General features: G+C 55.3%; 14 protein-coding genes. 8 read left to right on the top strand and 6 right to left on the bottom strand.

Annotation, left to right across the window (positions count from 1 at the left end; translation table 11 throughout):
• The first annotated feature begins 4 nt into the window (after positions 1-4).
• Positions 5-970, top strand: coding sequence for an agmatinase (speB, locus tag Q0816_RS20740; RefSeq protein ID WP_298854221.1), 966 nt, complete (start codon positions 5-7; stop codon positions 968-970).
• 224 nt (positions 971-1,194) lie between these two features.
• On the opposite strand, the gene Q0816_RS20735 is transcribed toward speB, so the two are convergent.
• Genes Q0816_RS20735 through Q0816_RS20715 form a run of 5 tightly spaced genes read right to left on the bottom strand, consistent with a single transcriptional unit; the run spans position 1,195 to position 7,015 of the window.
• Positions 1,195-2,472 carry an amidohydrolase family protein gene (locus Q0816_RS20735; RefSeq protein WP_298854220.1) on the bottom strand — a complete coding sequence of 426 codons (1,278 nt, stop codon included), beginning with the start codon at positions 2,470-2,472 and terminating at the stop codon, positions 1,195-1,197.
• A complete protein-coding gene (locus Q0816_RS20730; RefSeq protein ID WP_298854218.1) occupies positions 2,472-3,416 on the bottom strand; it encodes an ABC transporter permease in 945 nt (314 codons plus the stop codon). Before Q0816_RS20730 ends, Q0816_RS20735 begins: the two co-directional genes overlap by 1 nt.
• Positions 3,417-3,420: 4 nt before the next feature.
• Positions 3,421-4,470 carry an ABC transporter permease gene (locus tag Q0816_RS20725; protein WP_298854216.1) on the bottom strand — a complete coding sequence of 350 codons (1,050 nt, stop codon included), beginning with the start codon at positions 4,468-4,470 and terminating at the stop codon, positions 3,421-3,423.
• Positions 4,460-6,001, bottom strand: a complete 1,542-nt coding sequence (locus Q0816_RS20720; RefSeq protein WP_298854214.1) for an ABC transporter ATP-binding protein — start codon at positions 5,999-6,001, stop codon at positions 4,460-4,462. The genes Q0816_RS20725 and Q0816_RS20720 overlap by 11 nt, the downstream gene beginning before the upstream one ends.
• Positions 6,002-6,007: 6 nt before the next feature.
• Positions 6,008-7,015: a BMP family protein gene (locus Q0816_RS20715; protein WP_298854212.1), complete on the bottom strand. Its 1,008-nt coding sequence runs from the start codon at positions 7,013-7,015 to the stop codon at positions 6,008-6,010.
• A gap of 310 nt (positions 7,016-7,325) precedes the next feature.
• On the opposite strand from Q0816_RS20715, the gene Q0816_RS20710 reads away from it, so the two are divergent.
• Positions 7,326-7,691, top strand: a complete 366-nt coding sequence (locus Q0816_RS20710) for a VOC family protein (RefSeq protein WP_298854210.1) — start codon at positions 7,326-7,328, stop codon at positions 7,689-7,691.
• 132 nt (positions 7,692-7,823) lie between these two features.
• Here Q0816_RS20710 and Q0816_RS20705 read toward each other — a convergent pair whose 3' ends face one another.
• Positions 7,824-8,735 (bottom strand): LysR family transcriptional regulator, encoded by a 912-nt coding sequence (locus tag Q0816_RS20705; RefSeq protein WP_298854208.1) that lies wholly within the window; start codon positions 8,733-8,735, stop codon positions 7,824-7,826.
• Between the two features lie 118 nt (positions 8,736-8,853).
• On the opposite strand from Q0816_RS20705, the gene Q0816_RS20700 reads away from it, so the two are divergent.
• The 6 genes from Q0816_RS20700 to Q0816_RS20675 are packed head-to-tail and all read left to right on the top strand — an operon-like array spanning position 8,854 to position 15,109.
• Positions 8,854-9,912: a dipeptidase gene (locus Q0816_RS20700; RefSeq protein ID WP_298854207.1), complete on the top strand. Its 1,059-nt coding sequence runs from the start codon at positions 8,854-8,856 to the stop codon at positions 9,910-9,912.
• 35 nt (positions 9,913-9,947) lie between these two features.
• Positions 9,948-11,543: an ABC transporter substrate-binding protein gene (locus tag Q0816_RS20695; protein WP_298854205.1), complete on the top strand. Its 1,596-nt coding sequence runs from the start codon at positions 9,948-9,950 to the stop codon at positions 11,541-11,543.
• A complete protein-coding gene (locus Q0816_RS20690; protein ID WP_298854203.1) occupies positions 11,544-12,602 on the top strand; it encodes an ABC transporter permease in 1,059 nt (352 codons plus the stop codon).
• Positions 12,599-13,510, top strand: a complete 912-nt coding sequence (gene nikC, locus Q0816_RS20685; protein WP_298854201.1) for a nickel transporter permease — start codon at positions 12,599-12,601, stop codon at positions 13,508-13,510. The genes Q0816_RS20690 and nikC overlap by 4 nt, the downstream gene beginning before the upstream one ends.
• The gene (locus Q0816_RS20680; RefSeq protein ID WP_298854200.1) at positions 13,507-14,355 is read left to right on the top strand and encodes an ABC transporter ATP-binding protein; all 849 of its coding nucleotides are present in this window, start codon (positions 13,507-13,509) and stop codon (positions 14,353-14,355) included. The genes nikC and Q0816_RS20680 overlap by 4 nt, the downstream gene beginning before the upstream one ends.
• A gap of 1 nt (position 14,356) precedes the next feature.
• Positions 14,357-15,109, top strand: coding sequence for an ABC transporter ATP-binding protein (locus tag Q0816_RS20675; RefSeq protein WP_298854199.1), 753 nt, complete (start codon positions 14,357-14,359; stop codon positions 15,107-15,109).
• Positions 15,110-15,124: the final 15 nt, after the last annotated feature.

Here is a 15,124-nt window from a genome sequence, read left to right as displayed (position 1 = left end):
AATCATGTCGGGACATGGTTATGAAGCTGGTCGCCTGAATTTGCCCTTCGTCGGCATTTCGACTTTCGGCAAGAAACCTTATGTTGAGAACTGGGATAACATTGATGCGGATGTGGCGATACTCGGGGCACCGTTCGACTTCGGCTGTCAATTCCGCCCGGGCGCGCGGTTTGGTCCGCGGTCGGTCCGCGAGGCATCCACCTTGTTCAGCTTTGGTCACGCCGGGGCATATGATCACGAGGATGACGCCACATATCTGGGCGAGGATATAAGCATCGTCGATCTGGGCGATGCGGACATCATCCATACCAAGACCGAGGAAAGCCACGCCAACATAAAATATGGCGTTAAGAAAATTCTGGACGCCGGCGCGATCCCGGTCACCATCGGTGGCGACCATTCGATCAATATCCCATGTATTAACGCTTTTGCCGAAGACTGTGCTGACAAGGGTCCAATCCATGTTATCCAGATCGACGCACATCTGGATTTCGTTGATGAACGGCACGGCGTGACTGTCGGCCACGGCAATCCGATGCGCCGCGCGATTGAAAAGGACTATGTGTCCGGCATGACGCAGCTGGGCATTCGGAACGTTTCATCCACCGCGAAGGAGGGTTATGAAGATGCACGGGCGCGCGGATCAGACATCCTATCGGTGCGTCAGGTGCGTAAGCTGGGCACTCAGGGTGTGCTGGATCGTATTCCTGAGGGCAGCCGCTATTACATTACAATCGATATCGACGCTTTCTGCCCGTCGATTGCGCCGGGAACCGGCACGCCCAGCCATGGTGGATTCCAATACTACGATGTGTTGGAGATTTTGCAGGGTCTGACCAAACGCGGAGACGTTGTCGGAATCGATCTGGTCGAAGTGGCACCAGCCTATGACCCGTCGGAAAGCACTCAGATCCTGGCAGCGCAGCTATTATTAAACCTCATTGGGTTTATCTTTCAATTTAGAAAGTAAGTTCCCTCCCATGGCATACTCTGTTTCCGATGCCATGATGTCCCGGTACGCGATTAAATAGAATTGCGTATCGGACATTTCCGCGATCTGGAATGGTTATCTCACCAAATATCCCAACATTGCTCATATCGCCCTTTACAGATTCATTGGCGAACGCACTCCTCCAATCCCGGCAAAACTGATCGGCTCAGACCACCTGAGAAATACAGCTGCTAGGGCTTTCGCTACCCTCTCAAATGTCGTCTGTGTGAGGTAGAAGGACGGTCCTGGATGTTGAGCCTTGCATCCTGGCGGGGGGACTGACTGATGAGTTTGCCATTAGCCACGACGTGTAAACGTGCTGCGCGCAGCCGCAGGGCCTCGGTTGGGGTGCCAGCATCGAGCACGACCAGGGAGGCCTTGGCGCCGACGTGGAGCCCGTAGTCCTGCAAACCCATCGTCTTTGCGTTATTCACGGTCACCATGTCAAAACAGATCCGCATGTCTTCGGGGCTGGTCATCTGCGCTACGTGTAGCCCCATGAAGGCCACGTCCAGCATGTCTGCGGTCCCTAGTGAGTACCACGGATCCAGCACGCAATCCTGTCCCCAGCCGACGTTGATCCCGGCGCTCAGCATCTCTTTCACCCGCGTTAGACCACGGCGTTTGGGGAACGTATCGTGCCGCCCCTGCAAAACGATGTTGATCAAAGGGTTCGGGATCGCGTTGATCTGAGCCTCTGCGATCAGCGGAAGCAGTTTCGAAACATAATAGTTGTCCATCGAGTGCATAGAGGTCAAATGCGAGCCCGCCACACGCCCCTGCAGTCCAAGTCGCTGGGTTTCAAACGCAAGCGTTTCGATGTGGCGCGACAGCGGGTCATCCGTCTCGTCACAATGCATATCCACTTGCAGGCCGCGCGCGGCGGCAATTTCGCACAGTTCAGTCACTGACGCCGCACCATCCTGCATCGTGCGTTCGAAATGCGGGATGCCGCCAACAACATCCACGCCCATATCCAGCGCGCGGACGGTATTCTCGCGCGCAGTGGGATCGCGGTAGAACCCATCTTGGGGGAAAGCGACCAGTTGCAGATCGATATAGTCTTTGACCTTGTTTCGAACCTCAAGCAGCGCCTCGACCCCCAACAACCGGTCGTCGCAGGTGTCTACATGGCTGCGGATCGCAAGCAACCCCATGCTGGCCGCCCAGTCACAGTAGTGCAGGGCGCGATCAATCACCTCGTCCTGGGTCATGACCTGTTTGAGCTCACCCCAAAGCCCAATGCCCTCCAGCAGGGTTCCCGAGGCGTTGATACGAGGCAGGCCATAAGACAGCGTCGCATCCATATGAAAATGCGGATCGACAAAGGGCGGGCTGACCAGATCGCCGGTTGCATCAATGATCTGCCCTGCTTCGGCAGCGCCGAGTTGATCTATGGCAGTTATCTTATCGCCTGCGATACCGATATCAGCTACGCTGCCATTCGGCAGGCAGCCACCTTTTACAATCAAGTCGAACACTACCGTTCCCCCTTGTTGAAAGGCACCATAAGTGCCGCGGGCACTTCGGCCCGGCGCGACATCACCACCAATGCCAGAATGGAAAGGATATAGGGCATCATCAAGAATATCTGGTAAGGGACCTGCGCACCTATACTTGTCTGCTGAACCCGGATTTGCAGCGCATCGAAGGCGGCAAACAGCACTGCCCCAAGCATTGCCTTGCCGGGCCGCCAGGACCCAAAGACAACCAGAGCAATGCAGATCCAGCCGCGCCCATTGACCATCTCAAAAAAGAAACTGTCAAAGGCGGACATCGTTAAAAATGCGCCACCGACGGCCATCAACCCGCTGCCTATAATAACGGCCCCCATGCGGATGGCGGTCACCGAAAGGCCTTGTGCAGCGACCGCAGCCGGGTTTTCACCTGCGGCGCGCACGGCCAAGCCCAGCGGCGTTCGGTAGAGAACCAACCCGACAACCGCGACAAGCACAAAGGCCAGATAGGTCAGCGGCGTTTGCGAGAATACTGCGGGTCCAAGCAGTGGAATGTCGGACAGCAGCGGTATTTCATAGGGCTGAAAGGCAACGATCTTGGGTGGGCTGGTGACCTCTGGCAACGCCAGCCGATAGGCATAATAGGTTGACGAGGTGGCCAGAAGTGTTACGCCCAGTCCGACGACATGCTGGGACAGTCCAAAGGGCACTGTCAGGGTGCTGTGCAACAGCCCAAACAACATCCCGACACCCATTGCAACGCCGACACCAACCCAAAGCCCGGTGCCCGAATAGACTGCCATCCAGCCCGCAAATGCACCGGAAACCATGATGCCCTCGATGCCAAGATTCAGGACGCCGGCGCGTTCACAGATCAATTCGCCCAAGGTAGCAAAAATCAGTGGGCTGGCGATGCGGATCGCTGCGGCCCAGAAACTGGCGGTGAAGAGGATGTCAATGATGTCCATGACGCTAGTCCCTCACCACGTGAAACCGCGTCAGCATGATCGCCAGAACCATCAGCAAAAGGGCGACGGCCAGCATGATATCGGCTAGGTAGGTTGGTACGCCTGCGGCCCGGCTCATACTGTCGGCACCGACAAAAATGCCTGCCACAAACAGGGCCGCGATCACCACGCCCAGCGGATTGAGCAGGGCGAGCATCGCCACGATGATGCCGGTGTAACCAAATCCGGGTGACAGATCGAGGGTCAAGCTCCCCTTCAGCCCGGCGACCTCGGAAAAGCCTCCCAAGGCGGCAAGCCCACCAGACAGCAGCGCGGTTTTGACCAATACCAAATTCACCGGAATGCCCGCGAAACCTGCGGCCTGCTTGTTTAGGCCCACTGCTCGCATCTCATAGCCTAAGGTACTGCGGGTCTGGATCACCCAGACGCAAAGCGCCGATATGATTGCCAGGGCGAAACCCCAGTGCAGACGCAGCCCGTCGACGATCCGTGGCAGGCTGGCCTCGGGGATCAGCCGGGCCGATTTTGGCCAGCCCATCCCCATCGGATCTTTCAACGGTCCCTCCAGCAACATTGAAATGAACAGCAGGAAGATAAAGTTGAAAAGCAGGGTCGTCACCACTTCATCCACCCCAAACCGGGTTTTCAGAAGCGCAGGCACCAGCAGCAGCACTGCACCCGCAAACACGGCAATAAGGGCGATTACAGGAAGGATCACGCCACTTGGCCATGCCAAGGCTCCGGTCCCCAAAAGAACCGTGATCAATGCCCCGGCATAAAGCTGCGCCTCGGCCCCGATGTTCCAGAACTTAGCCCGAAAGGCCACTGCAACGGCAAGCCCGGTAAAGATCAGCGGTGTTGCCCGGTTGAGCGTTTCAAGAAGCGCGAATTTCGATCCAAACGCGCCTTTTATGATCAGGCCCAGAACCGAAAAAGGATTTGCGCCCGCAACCATTGCCAACAGCGATGCGATCAGAATTGTCGCAGACAAGGCCAGTGCAGGGGGGACCAGCTTGCGCGCAAAGCTGGGGTTGTTTATCGGTTCAAGACGCATGCGCGTTCTCGATTTCAAACCCTTGTCCGGCCATCCATAGGCCCAGTTCCGCGGGTGTCATTCGACCTCGGCCAAATCCGGGTGAGAGCCGTCCGTCAGCAATCACATGGATGACATCGGACAAGGCCATGACCTCATCCAGATCTTCCGAGATCAGCAGGATCGCGGCCCCTCTGGCGCGGGCTTCCAGCAACTGGCCGTGCACATAATTGACTGCGCCGATATCCAGTCCGCGCACGGGTTGATTAGCCAGAATAACCTGCGGCGCGGCCTCAAGCACCCGCCCGAGGATCAGCTTTTGCATGTTTCCACCGGACAAAAGCCGGATCGGCGTGTCCGCGCCCGGACACCGCACATCGTATTTATTGATGATGGCCTCGGCAAAGGCCCGTGAACCGCGCCAGTTCAGCCAACCAGCCTTACTGAACCCTGTTGAGCCGTAGCGCTCAAGAATTGCGTTTTCGGTCAGATCAAAATCCGCAATCGTCCCGGTTTTGTGCCGGTCTTCGGGGATGCGAGCGATGCCACTTTTTACCGCTTCGCGCGGAGTCCAGCGGTCGATCTCAGATCCTCCGATCTCAATCCGCCCCTTGGCGGGTTTTACCAACCCGCCAACCACATCTGCGATCGCGGCTTGGCCATTGCCGGAAACGCCAGCCAGTCCGATGATTTGTCCGGCATGCAAAGATAGGGACACCGACTTGAGCCCCGGGGCGTTGCCGACATCCGGCGTTGCGACGTGATCCAGTTTCAATAATACAGGCCCAGGCGTCGATTGGGATACCTCAGGTGGTGTTGCCTCCGTGCCCATCATCAGGGTCGCCAGCGCGTGTTTGTCAGTATCGGCGGTGCGAACGCCGCCCGTTATCTTGCCATGCCGCAACACGACAACTCGGTCCGATATCGCCATAACCTCGTGCAGTTTGTGCGAAATGAATATGACCGACAAACCATCCGCGATGGCCAGCCGGAGGGTCGCGAACAAATCATCCGTTTCCTGCGGGGTCAGAACCGCGGTCGGCTCATCAAGGATAAGAATGCGCACGTCGCGGTAAAGCGCTTTGAGTATCTCGACCCTTTGCCGTTCACCCACCGTCAGCGCCCCGACACGGGCATCCGGCGACACCGACAGGTGATACTTTTGAGACAGCGCCTTGATCCGGTCGCGGGCCGCTGATTGTCCCGCGCTTGGGCTTAGTAGTGAACTGACCCCAAGCGTAATGTTTTCCAGCACAGTCAGGTTGTCTGCCAGGGCGAAGTGCTGGTGCACCATCCCCACACCCGCATCCAGCGCGGCGCGAGAGTTTCCCGGTGGCAGCGTTTTTCCGAACACCCGAACGGTTCCGCTGTCAGCCGTATATTGGCCAAATAGGATGTTCATCAGCGTTGTCTTGCCTGCTCCGTTTTCACCGAGCAAGGCAACAACTTCGCCTTCGTTCAACGAAAGGCTGACCGCATCATTTGCAGTTAGCGCGCCAAAGCGCTTGGTGATGGCGTCGAGGGTCAGCGCCTCAACAACAGAGGTGCCCATGCGCGGTTATGACGACGTCGGTTCGTCGTCGTTGATGGGCACAGTGAATGCGCCCGATTTGATGTCGGCCTCGCGTTGCTTGACAAGGTCAAGCGCCTGGGCAGGTACCTTGCCGTCGAATGTGCCTAAGGGTGCTAGGGAGGTTCCGCCCCGGTTCATAAAGGAATAAATCCCATAGTCAGCGGCTGCAAAGCTACCGGCCTGTATTTCGGCAATGGCCTTGTCCAGGGTTGGTTCAAAGTGCCAGATCGCAGAGGCGACCACGGTGTCTGGATATTCCGGCTGTGTGTCGATCACGTTGCCAATTGCAAGAATGCCCTTTTCCTTGGCGGCGTCGGAAACGCCGAAACGTTCAGCATACAAGATATCCGCGCCGTTTTCGATCATTGCAAAGGCCGTTTCCTTGGCTTTTGGCGGATCAAACCAACTGCCGATAAAGCTGACCTGGAAGGTGATGTCTGGGTTCATCTCACGTGCACCGGCCATGAAGGCATGCATCAGGCGATTCACTTCCGGGATTGGAAAGCCGCCAACCATGCCGATATTGCCCGTTTCGGTCATGGAGCCGGCAATGATACCGGACAAGTAAGAGGCGTCCTGAATATAGTTGTCAAAAACCGCAAAATTAGGCAGCGCCGGGTCTTCTTTGAAGCTTGAGCCCATCAGGAAGGCAACGTCGGGATATTCCGCGGCGACTTCCCGCGCTTCTTGTTCGGCGCCAAACACCTCGCCAATTATCAGCTTGTTGCCCGCCTCGGCATATTCGCGGATCACCCGGGCGTAGTCTGTGTTGCTGACGTTCTCTGAGAAGCTATAGGAAATATCCCCGCGATCCTGCGCAGTCAGCGCGGCGTTGTGGATGCGGCTGACCCATTGCTGCTCGACGGGCACGGTATAGATCCCGGCGGTTTTGATCGGTTCTGCGGCAGCAACACGACCAGCCCCAAGCAAAAGCGACGACGCTGCGCTCGTCATCAGAAATTGGCGGCGGTTTAGAAATAGTGATGTTTTCATGATGTCCTCCCCGTGGCAATTGACATCAAGTAACACGTAATTTTATCATTTGGTCAAGAATTTTGAGAGAGAGTGGGCCGCGACGGTCAGAACTTGCTTAGAAAACGTGCTTAGTGACAGGATTAGGTCAGCTAAATAGACCTGCCGTCTTGGCAACATCTGCTTTGGCGTTTTGCAATGCGGTATGCCTAGCGCCGTTGGATGTCGGCTGTGGGCCGTTCATAACGACCTAATTGTGATTGGGAATGCACTAACGTATGCAATGACATACCACATCAGTTGGATTGATTTAGTCTCTGGGCCGGGCAAGATGATTGAAGAACTGCATCACATCCAAATTGCTATGCCAAAAGGCAGAGAAGGTGACGCTCGCAAATTCTATTGTGGCGTATTGGGTTTTTCTGAAGTTGAAAAACCCAATGCGTTGCGCGGTCGCGGAGGAGTTTGGTTTCAATGCCAGAATGTGCGTTTTCATCTGGGAGTGGAAGAACCATTTGTACCTGCACTGAAAGCCCACCCGGGCTTTAGAGTAAGTTCACTGGAGAACACTGTTGCTCATCTAAGGGCTGCAGGTATTGACGTTCGAACTGACATCGACTTACCCGACATCAAGAGAATTTATATCAGCGATCCGTTTGGAAATCGTATTGAACTGCTTGAAGTAGTTGCATCGTAACGCTCGGGACGAGGACAAGAGAATCCGCGTTTCCTCCATCCAACTAACCCGAATGCTTCGCTGGATGGTTGATCTGCACCGTAGTGGCGACTGTGGAAGCAAAAAACAGATTTGGGTGGGTCTGTACGCTTCCTAGCTACGATCTGAAAAGGGATCAGGAGGTGTGTTCAGCCGGAGATGCCGCATAAAGGCGCGGGCGATCCTTGGAACGGGCCTTTGGTCTGAAACCACAAAATGACCTCGATATCGCATGGGAGATTCAAACGGGACAAATGCCAGTTCGGGGGATCGATACATGTACACCGGAAATGGGTTGATCACCGCCAAGCCCAAACCTTCTCGCGCCATGTCAGCAGCGGCGAAAGAGGTTGAAACTTCTGCTACAATTCTGGGTTCGGCTCTAACCTGGTGCAACAACCGATCAAGTTGTCCCCGCCTTCCATGACGATATGTCAAGGCGATCAGATCCTGTTCATGAAGATCAGACGGTGTGAGTGTGTCGCGCGTTGCCAGTGGATGTTCTGGGCGCATAACACAAACTGCAGGAGATACCCGAAAAGGAATGAGTTTGATACCTGCACGGCTTTGTTCAATGCCGGTCACTGCCAGATCAAATCGATTTTCCAAGACACCTAGCGTGACCAGGTCCGAAGTTGTCACTTCCAGATTGATGAAGAACCCTGGGTTCCCCCGTAAAAAACTTGCGATGAGGGAAACGATATATCGATGCGCATAACTGGGTGGTGCGACCAGACGCAGTGTTTCTTGGACAGCTTCGGCCGGGCCGTCGATCCGGTCCAAAGAATCGAACAGAGGATCAAGCCGCATGTTGAGCCTAACCGCCTCTTGCGTTGGGCGTAACCTGCCCGCGTCCCGCTCGAAGAGCATTTTCCCAAGCCGCGCTTCAAGGTTGCCGATCGAACGGCTGACCGCAGATTGCGACAAACCCAGTTGTCGTGCCGCCGCCGCCGTTGTTCCGGCCTGCATGAGTGCTCGCAATGCTTGGTATTCCGGCAGCGAGTGCCAATTGCGAGGTTTTCCCATTTCTCTGCGGCCTCATGATTCCGTCTACCTCTATGAGTAAAACTCATTGAACTTTTTTGCAATTATGATGATCCCGTCTGCTAGCATGTGTCGAAATGATACTGAAGCATGTGGTGCAATGGTGAAAACGTCTCCGCTGATCTTTGACGGGCATAACGACGTATTGTCGAAACTTGCCTCGGCGGGTGGTTTGTCAGAAGCTGGTCGCTTCCTTACAGGTCTTGATGGCGCGATTGATCTGGTCAAAGCCCGAAGTGGAGGCTTTGGCGGAGGTTTCTTTGCGATCTGGGTTCCATCATCGATGGATTTGGCCGCCAAGATGAAAAAGATGGTCGAGCCGAGTTATGACCTGCCGCTTCCAGATCAGATTGATGCCGAAGATGCCTTGCCTGCCGCGTTGGGCCAGATCGCAATCCTGCTCGAACTGGAGCGATTGGGCGCATTGCAGGTGGTTCGTTCGGTCGCTGACATCCGGGATTGCATGGCGCAAGGCCGTATGGCCGCCATTTTTCACATTGAGGGTGCCGAGGCGATCGACACCGATCTGCATGCGCTAGACGTTTTTTACGCTGCGGGCCTGCGGTCAATTGGGCCGGTTTGGAGCCGACCGAACATCTTCGGGCACGGAGTACCGCTGAAATTCCCATCAGGGCCGGATACTGGCGACGGGTTGACCGATCATGGTCTCAGGCTTGTTCGGCGCTGCAATGCGCTCGGCATCATGCTGGACTTGTCACATCTTACTGAAAAGGGCTTTTGGGATGTGGCGCGGTATTCTGAGGCTCCATTGGTGGCAACCCATTCCAACGCCCATGCCATATGCCCGCACGCGCGCAATCTGACGGATGATCAGCTTCGCACAATTGCTGAAAGCGACGGAATGGTTGGCCTGAATTTTGCCACAGCATTTCTGCGTGAAGATGGGCAGATGGTTTCCGACGTGCCTTTGACGCAGGTTCTGAGGCACATTGATCACCTGATTGATATACTGGGTGAGGATCGGGTTGGGCTCGGGTCGGACTATGACGGGGCAATGGTGCCGGTGGATGTGACGAATGTATCCATGCTGCCCCGACTACGAGAAGCCATGGAGCGCCATGGTTATGGTGAAGAGCTCATCAAGAAGCTCTGCCACGAAAATTGGTTACGTGTTCTCGAAAAGACCTGGGGGGCGTGACCGTCGATGAAAGACATAGTGACAGAGAGGACAACATGAACGCATTTAGTAGATTGCTTACCGGAGCGGCGCTTGGAATGGCGCTGGCCGTGACTTCGACTTCCGCGATGGCTGAAACGCCACCAAATATGCTGGTTATCGCAAATCGCATTGACGACATCACCACACTGGACCCAGCCGAGAGCTTTGAATTTGCCGGGTCCGATGTCAGTAGGAATGTTTATCAGAAACTGGTGAATTTCGACCCACTGGATTTGGATGCCGGATATCAGCCGGATATTGCCGAAAGCTGGGACGTGTCAGAGGACGGAAAGTCCATCACATTCAAGATCCGGGACGGGCTGACGTTTCACTCTGGTAACCCTGTGACCGCCGAGGACGTTCAGTTTTCGCTGCGCCGCGCGATCATTCTGAACAAAACTCCGGCGTTTATCCTAACACAGTTTGGATTCACGCCTGAAAACATTGAGCAAACAATCGTTGCAGATGGCGATACGTTGACCATCACCACGGACAAGCCTTATGCGACATCCTTTGTCCTGAACTGCCTGACCTCTACAATTGGCGGGATCGTCGATAAAAAGACAGTGATGGAGCACGATAAAGATGGCGATTTGGGCAATGAATGGCTCAAAACCAACACGGCTGGATCGGGTGCCTATAGTCTGGTCAGCTGGAAGCCGAATGAAAGCGTAACGCTGAAATCTAACCCCGACTTCTATCTGGGCGCCCCGACCATGGAGCGTGTGGTCGTGCGCCACGTTCAAGAAAGCGCCAGTCAGCGTCTGTTGCTGGAACGCGGGGACATCGACATTGCCCGCAATCTGAACCCCGAAGATGTGGCCGGTGCCTCAGCGGTAGATGGGGTCAAAATCGCAGACGAGCTGAAAGGCCGTCTGATGTATGTATCGCTAAACCAGAAGCATCCCGAACTGAGCAAACCTCAGGTTAGGCAGGCCTTTAAGTATCTCATTGACTATGAAGGGATGCGCGACAGTTTCCTGAAGGGTCAGTATACGATCCATCAGAACTTCCTGCCGCAGACTTATCTTGGCGCATCTGACGATACCCCGTTCAACTTTGACATCGAGAAAGCCAAATCCTTGCTGGATGAGGCCGGTGTGAGCGGGCTAGAGATTGAGGTCGGTGTGCGTGAAGCGCAGGAGCGGATCGAAATCGCCCAGGCCATGCAAAACGCGCTTGGGCAGGTCGGTATCACGATGAATATCACCGTCGGGACTGCCAAACAGATTCTGGCGCGATACCGCTCGCGTGAACTGGACGTTTATCTTGGGGCGTGGGGACCGGATTACCCCGATCCGCAGACCAACGCCGGTACGTTCGCATACAATCCGGACAATTCAGACGAGGCCAACGCCACAGGTTTGCTCGCCTGGCGGAATTCCTGGGACACAGATGGCCTGACCGAGAAGACGTCGGCTGCTGTTGTGGAAAACGATACAGTAAAACGTGCTGATATGTATAAGACAATTCAGGCAGATTTCCGTGAGACATCGCCTTTTGTCATTATGTTCCAGCAGATCGAACAATCGGCAATGCGTGACAACGTTACGGATTTCTCGACCGGACAGGCGATTACTTCGGCGTCATATTGGCAGGTGACCAAGTAAATGGCATTGGCCGAAAGACCAACAGGGGGGCGCCGTTCGGCGCCTCTCATCCATTGGATCAAGAGCATCCTGAAAACTCTTGGTACCATCGCAATAACAATGCTGGGGCTGCTGTTCGTAACCTTCATCATTGGTCGCGTGATGCCGATCGACCCGGTGCTGGCCATCGTTGGCGAACGCGCATCGCAATCGACTTATGATGCGGTCTACCAACAACTCGGTCTCGACAAGCCATTGTTGGTGCAGTTCTTTTACTATCTGTGGGATGTCTTGCACGGAGATTTCGGCAATTCGCTGCTGAATGCGCGCCCAGTATCCGAGGATATCGCCCGTGTTTTCCCTGCCACGTTGGAACTGGCCACTCTGGGTGTTTTGATCGGCATTTTCCTTGGCGTTCCGCTGGGCGTGATTGCTGCAGTCAAGCGCGGCTCCTGGATCGATCAGATCGCTCGGGTCGTGGCACTTGTCGGCTATTCGATGCCCATCTTCTGGCTAGGCTTGATGGGTTTGCTGGTATTTTACGGGATCCTTGGCTGGGTTGGTGGCCCCGGGCGGTTGGATATTTTCTACGAGGATATTGTCCCGACACGTACGGGTTTGATCCTGCTGGACAGCGCTATCGTTCAGGACTGGGATGTTTTCCGCAATGCATTGACCCATATCATCTTGCCGGCGGCATTGCTCGGCTATTACTCGTTGGCCTATATTAGCCGGATGACCCGTTCCTTCATGCTGGAACAGCTTTCGGCTGAATATGTCATCACCGCGCGGGTCAAAGGCCTAACGGAACGGCAAGTGATCTGGCGTCATGCATTCAAGAATATCCGTGTGCAGCTCATCACGGTCATCGCGCTGAGCTATGCCAACCTGCTTGAAGGGTCCGTTCTGACCGAGATCATTTTCAGTTGGCCAGGCATCGGCAGTTACATCACAACGGCATTGCTGAGCGCAGACATGAATGCTGTTCTGGGCGGAACAGTTGTGGTCGGGCTGATCTTTATCTGTCTGAATATATTCTCTGATCTTCTCTACCGTTTTTTTGATCCGAGGTCGAAATGAGCGATTTGACTTTGCGACAATGGCTGCTGGCCGACGCACCCACGTCTCGCCGTCACGCCAGATTGTCCAGTCTGTATAAGGGCTGGCTAACACTGCGAACGAATTCCATGGCGATGGTTGGTCTGACCATTCTGGTACTCCTTGTTTTCACCGCGGTATTTGCCCCTGTTCTGGCCCCGCATGATCCGTATTCTCAGGATCTTGCCAGCCGTCTCCAGCCTATTGGAACTGAGGGGCATCTTTTGGGCACCGACAGTTTGGGGCGGGATATTCTGTCCAGATTGATTTATGGTGCGCGTATCACGCTCTACATCGTCGCTCTGGTTGCTCTGATCGCCCCAGTAGCGGGTCTATTGGTGGGGACTGTTGCAGGGTATGCCGGAGGTTGGGCTGATGTGGTCCTGATGCGCATCACGGACATCTTCCTAGCTTTCCCGCGTCTGGTTCTGGCGCTGGCATTTGTTGCAGCCCTTGGCGCCGGGATCGAAAATGCGGTGCTCGCAATTTCGCTTACGGCTTGGCCTCCCTATGCACGTATGTCGCGGGCCGAAACGCTGACCATCCGGTCGACTGACTATATCAACGCGATCCGCCTGCAAGGTGCGGGGCCTTTGCGGATCATCACGCGTCATATTTGGCCACTTTGCATTTCATCGCTGATCGTGCGCGTCACGCTGGATATGGCTGGGATTATTCTGGCGGCGGCTGGCTTGGGTTTCCTCGGTCTGGGCGCACAACCGCCCAGTCCTGAATGGGGGGCGATGATATCAGAGGGCCGCAGATTTATTCTGGACCACTGGTGGGTTGCTACCGTGCCGGGGCTCGCGATTTTTACGGTATCGCTGGCTTTCAACCTGCTGGGTGACGGCCTGAGGGACGCTCTGGACCCGAAGGATGACGGACAATGAGTTTGCTGGACATCGAAGATCTTTGGGTCCGTTTTCCCACCCGTCAAGGCGTATTCGACGCTGTACGCGGCGTGTCGTTCTCGCTGGGACGCGAACGGTTGGGTATTGTCGGTGAAAGCGGCTCCGGCAAGTCAATGACGGGTCGGGCTATCCTGCGCCTTATCCGCAAGCCCGGCATAGTAGAGGCCAGTCATGTCAATCTTGAAGGCCGCGATCTGCTAGAGCTAGGTGAACGTGAGATGCGGGCGGTCCGGGGTAAGCAGATTTCTATGGTGATGCAGGACCCCAAATTTTCGTTGAACCCGGTAGTAACCGTTGGTGAGCAACTCATGGAGGCCTATCTTCAACACAATTCCGGCAAAAAGTTTCATGCGCGAAAGATGGCAATCGAGATGCTGGAAAACGTATCGATCCGTGACGCCGAGCGTGTGATGCGCGCCTATCCTCATGAAGTTTCCGGAGGTATGGGACAGCGTATCATGATCGCGATGATGCTGATCCCCAATCCCAAGATACTGATCGCGGATGAGCCGACCTCAGCACTGGATGTCAGTGTCCAGAGACAGGTTTTGAACATCATGGACGGGCTGGTCAAGGAACGGGGTATGGGGCTGATCTTCATCAGTCACGACCTGAACCTCGTGTCCGAGTTCTGCGACCGCGTTCTCATCATGTATTCAGGCCGGATTGTCGAAGTCTGCGAAGCTAACAAGCTGCATCAGGCCCAGCATCCCTATACCCAGGGGCTGTTAAATTCACTTCCCCGACTTGATGACAAGCGCACCCATCTGAGCGTCCTGGCCCGAGACCCGTCATGGTCGAACGCACCAAGTGTCAGAGGTTGAAATGACGGCATTGGAAATCAGGGACCTCGACGTCTGGTTCGGCCACGCACACGACCGCGTTGATGCGGTCAAAGGTGCCAACCTTAGTGTCGTGCAGGGTGAGAGCTTTGGTCTTGTGGGAGAGAGTGGATCCGGAAAGTCGACCATTCTGCGCGCAATAACGGGGCTTGCGCCGCAATGGTCCGGTACCATCGAGGTCGAAGGTCAGGCGCTGTCCGGAGCGAAACGTTATCGCGCGTTCTTCCGGACGGTGCAGATGGTGTTTCAGGACCCTTACGCTTCGCTTCATCCGCGGCACACAGTCGATCAGGTGCTCAGCGAAACCCTGCATCTACATGGGCTGGACAATATCGACAAACGTGTGGCGGGTCTGTTGGATGATGTCGGCCTTGGGCAACGGTTCCGATTTCGATACCCGCACCAGCTCTCTGGTGGTCAGCGTCAGCGCGTTGCCATTGCAAGGGCCTTGGCAGGTGAGCCAGATATCCTGCTATTGGATGAGCCCACTTCAGCCTTGGATGTCAGCGTTCAGGCCGAAGTTCTGAATTTGCTCGCTGACCTGCGCACGAAACACGGGCTGACGTATCTGATGGTATCCCATGACCTTCCTGTTATTGCGCATATGTGTGACCAATTAGCTGTCATGAGAAACGGCGAGATTGTGGAAGTCATGTCCTCCGAAACTCTGCGGATGGGAAATCCCAAGCACGAATACTCGCAGGAATTGCTCAGAGCTTCGGTTGCTCCACAGTGAGTGTGGCGTATCAAT

Origin of the sequence: uncultured Ruegeria sp. (assembly GCF_947497005.1) — a bacterium.
Taxonomy (GTDB): domain Bacteria; phylum Pseudomonadota; class Alphaproteobacteria; order Rhodobacterales; family Rhodobacteraceae; genus Ruegeria.
The sequence above is the reverse complement of the archived record's forward strand: the minus strand, read 5'-3'. Positions and strand labels throughout refer to the sequence as shown.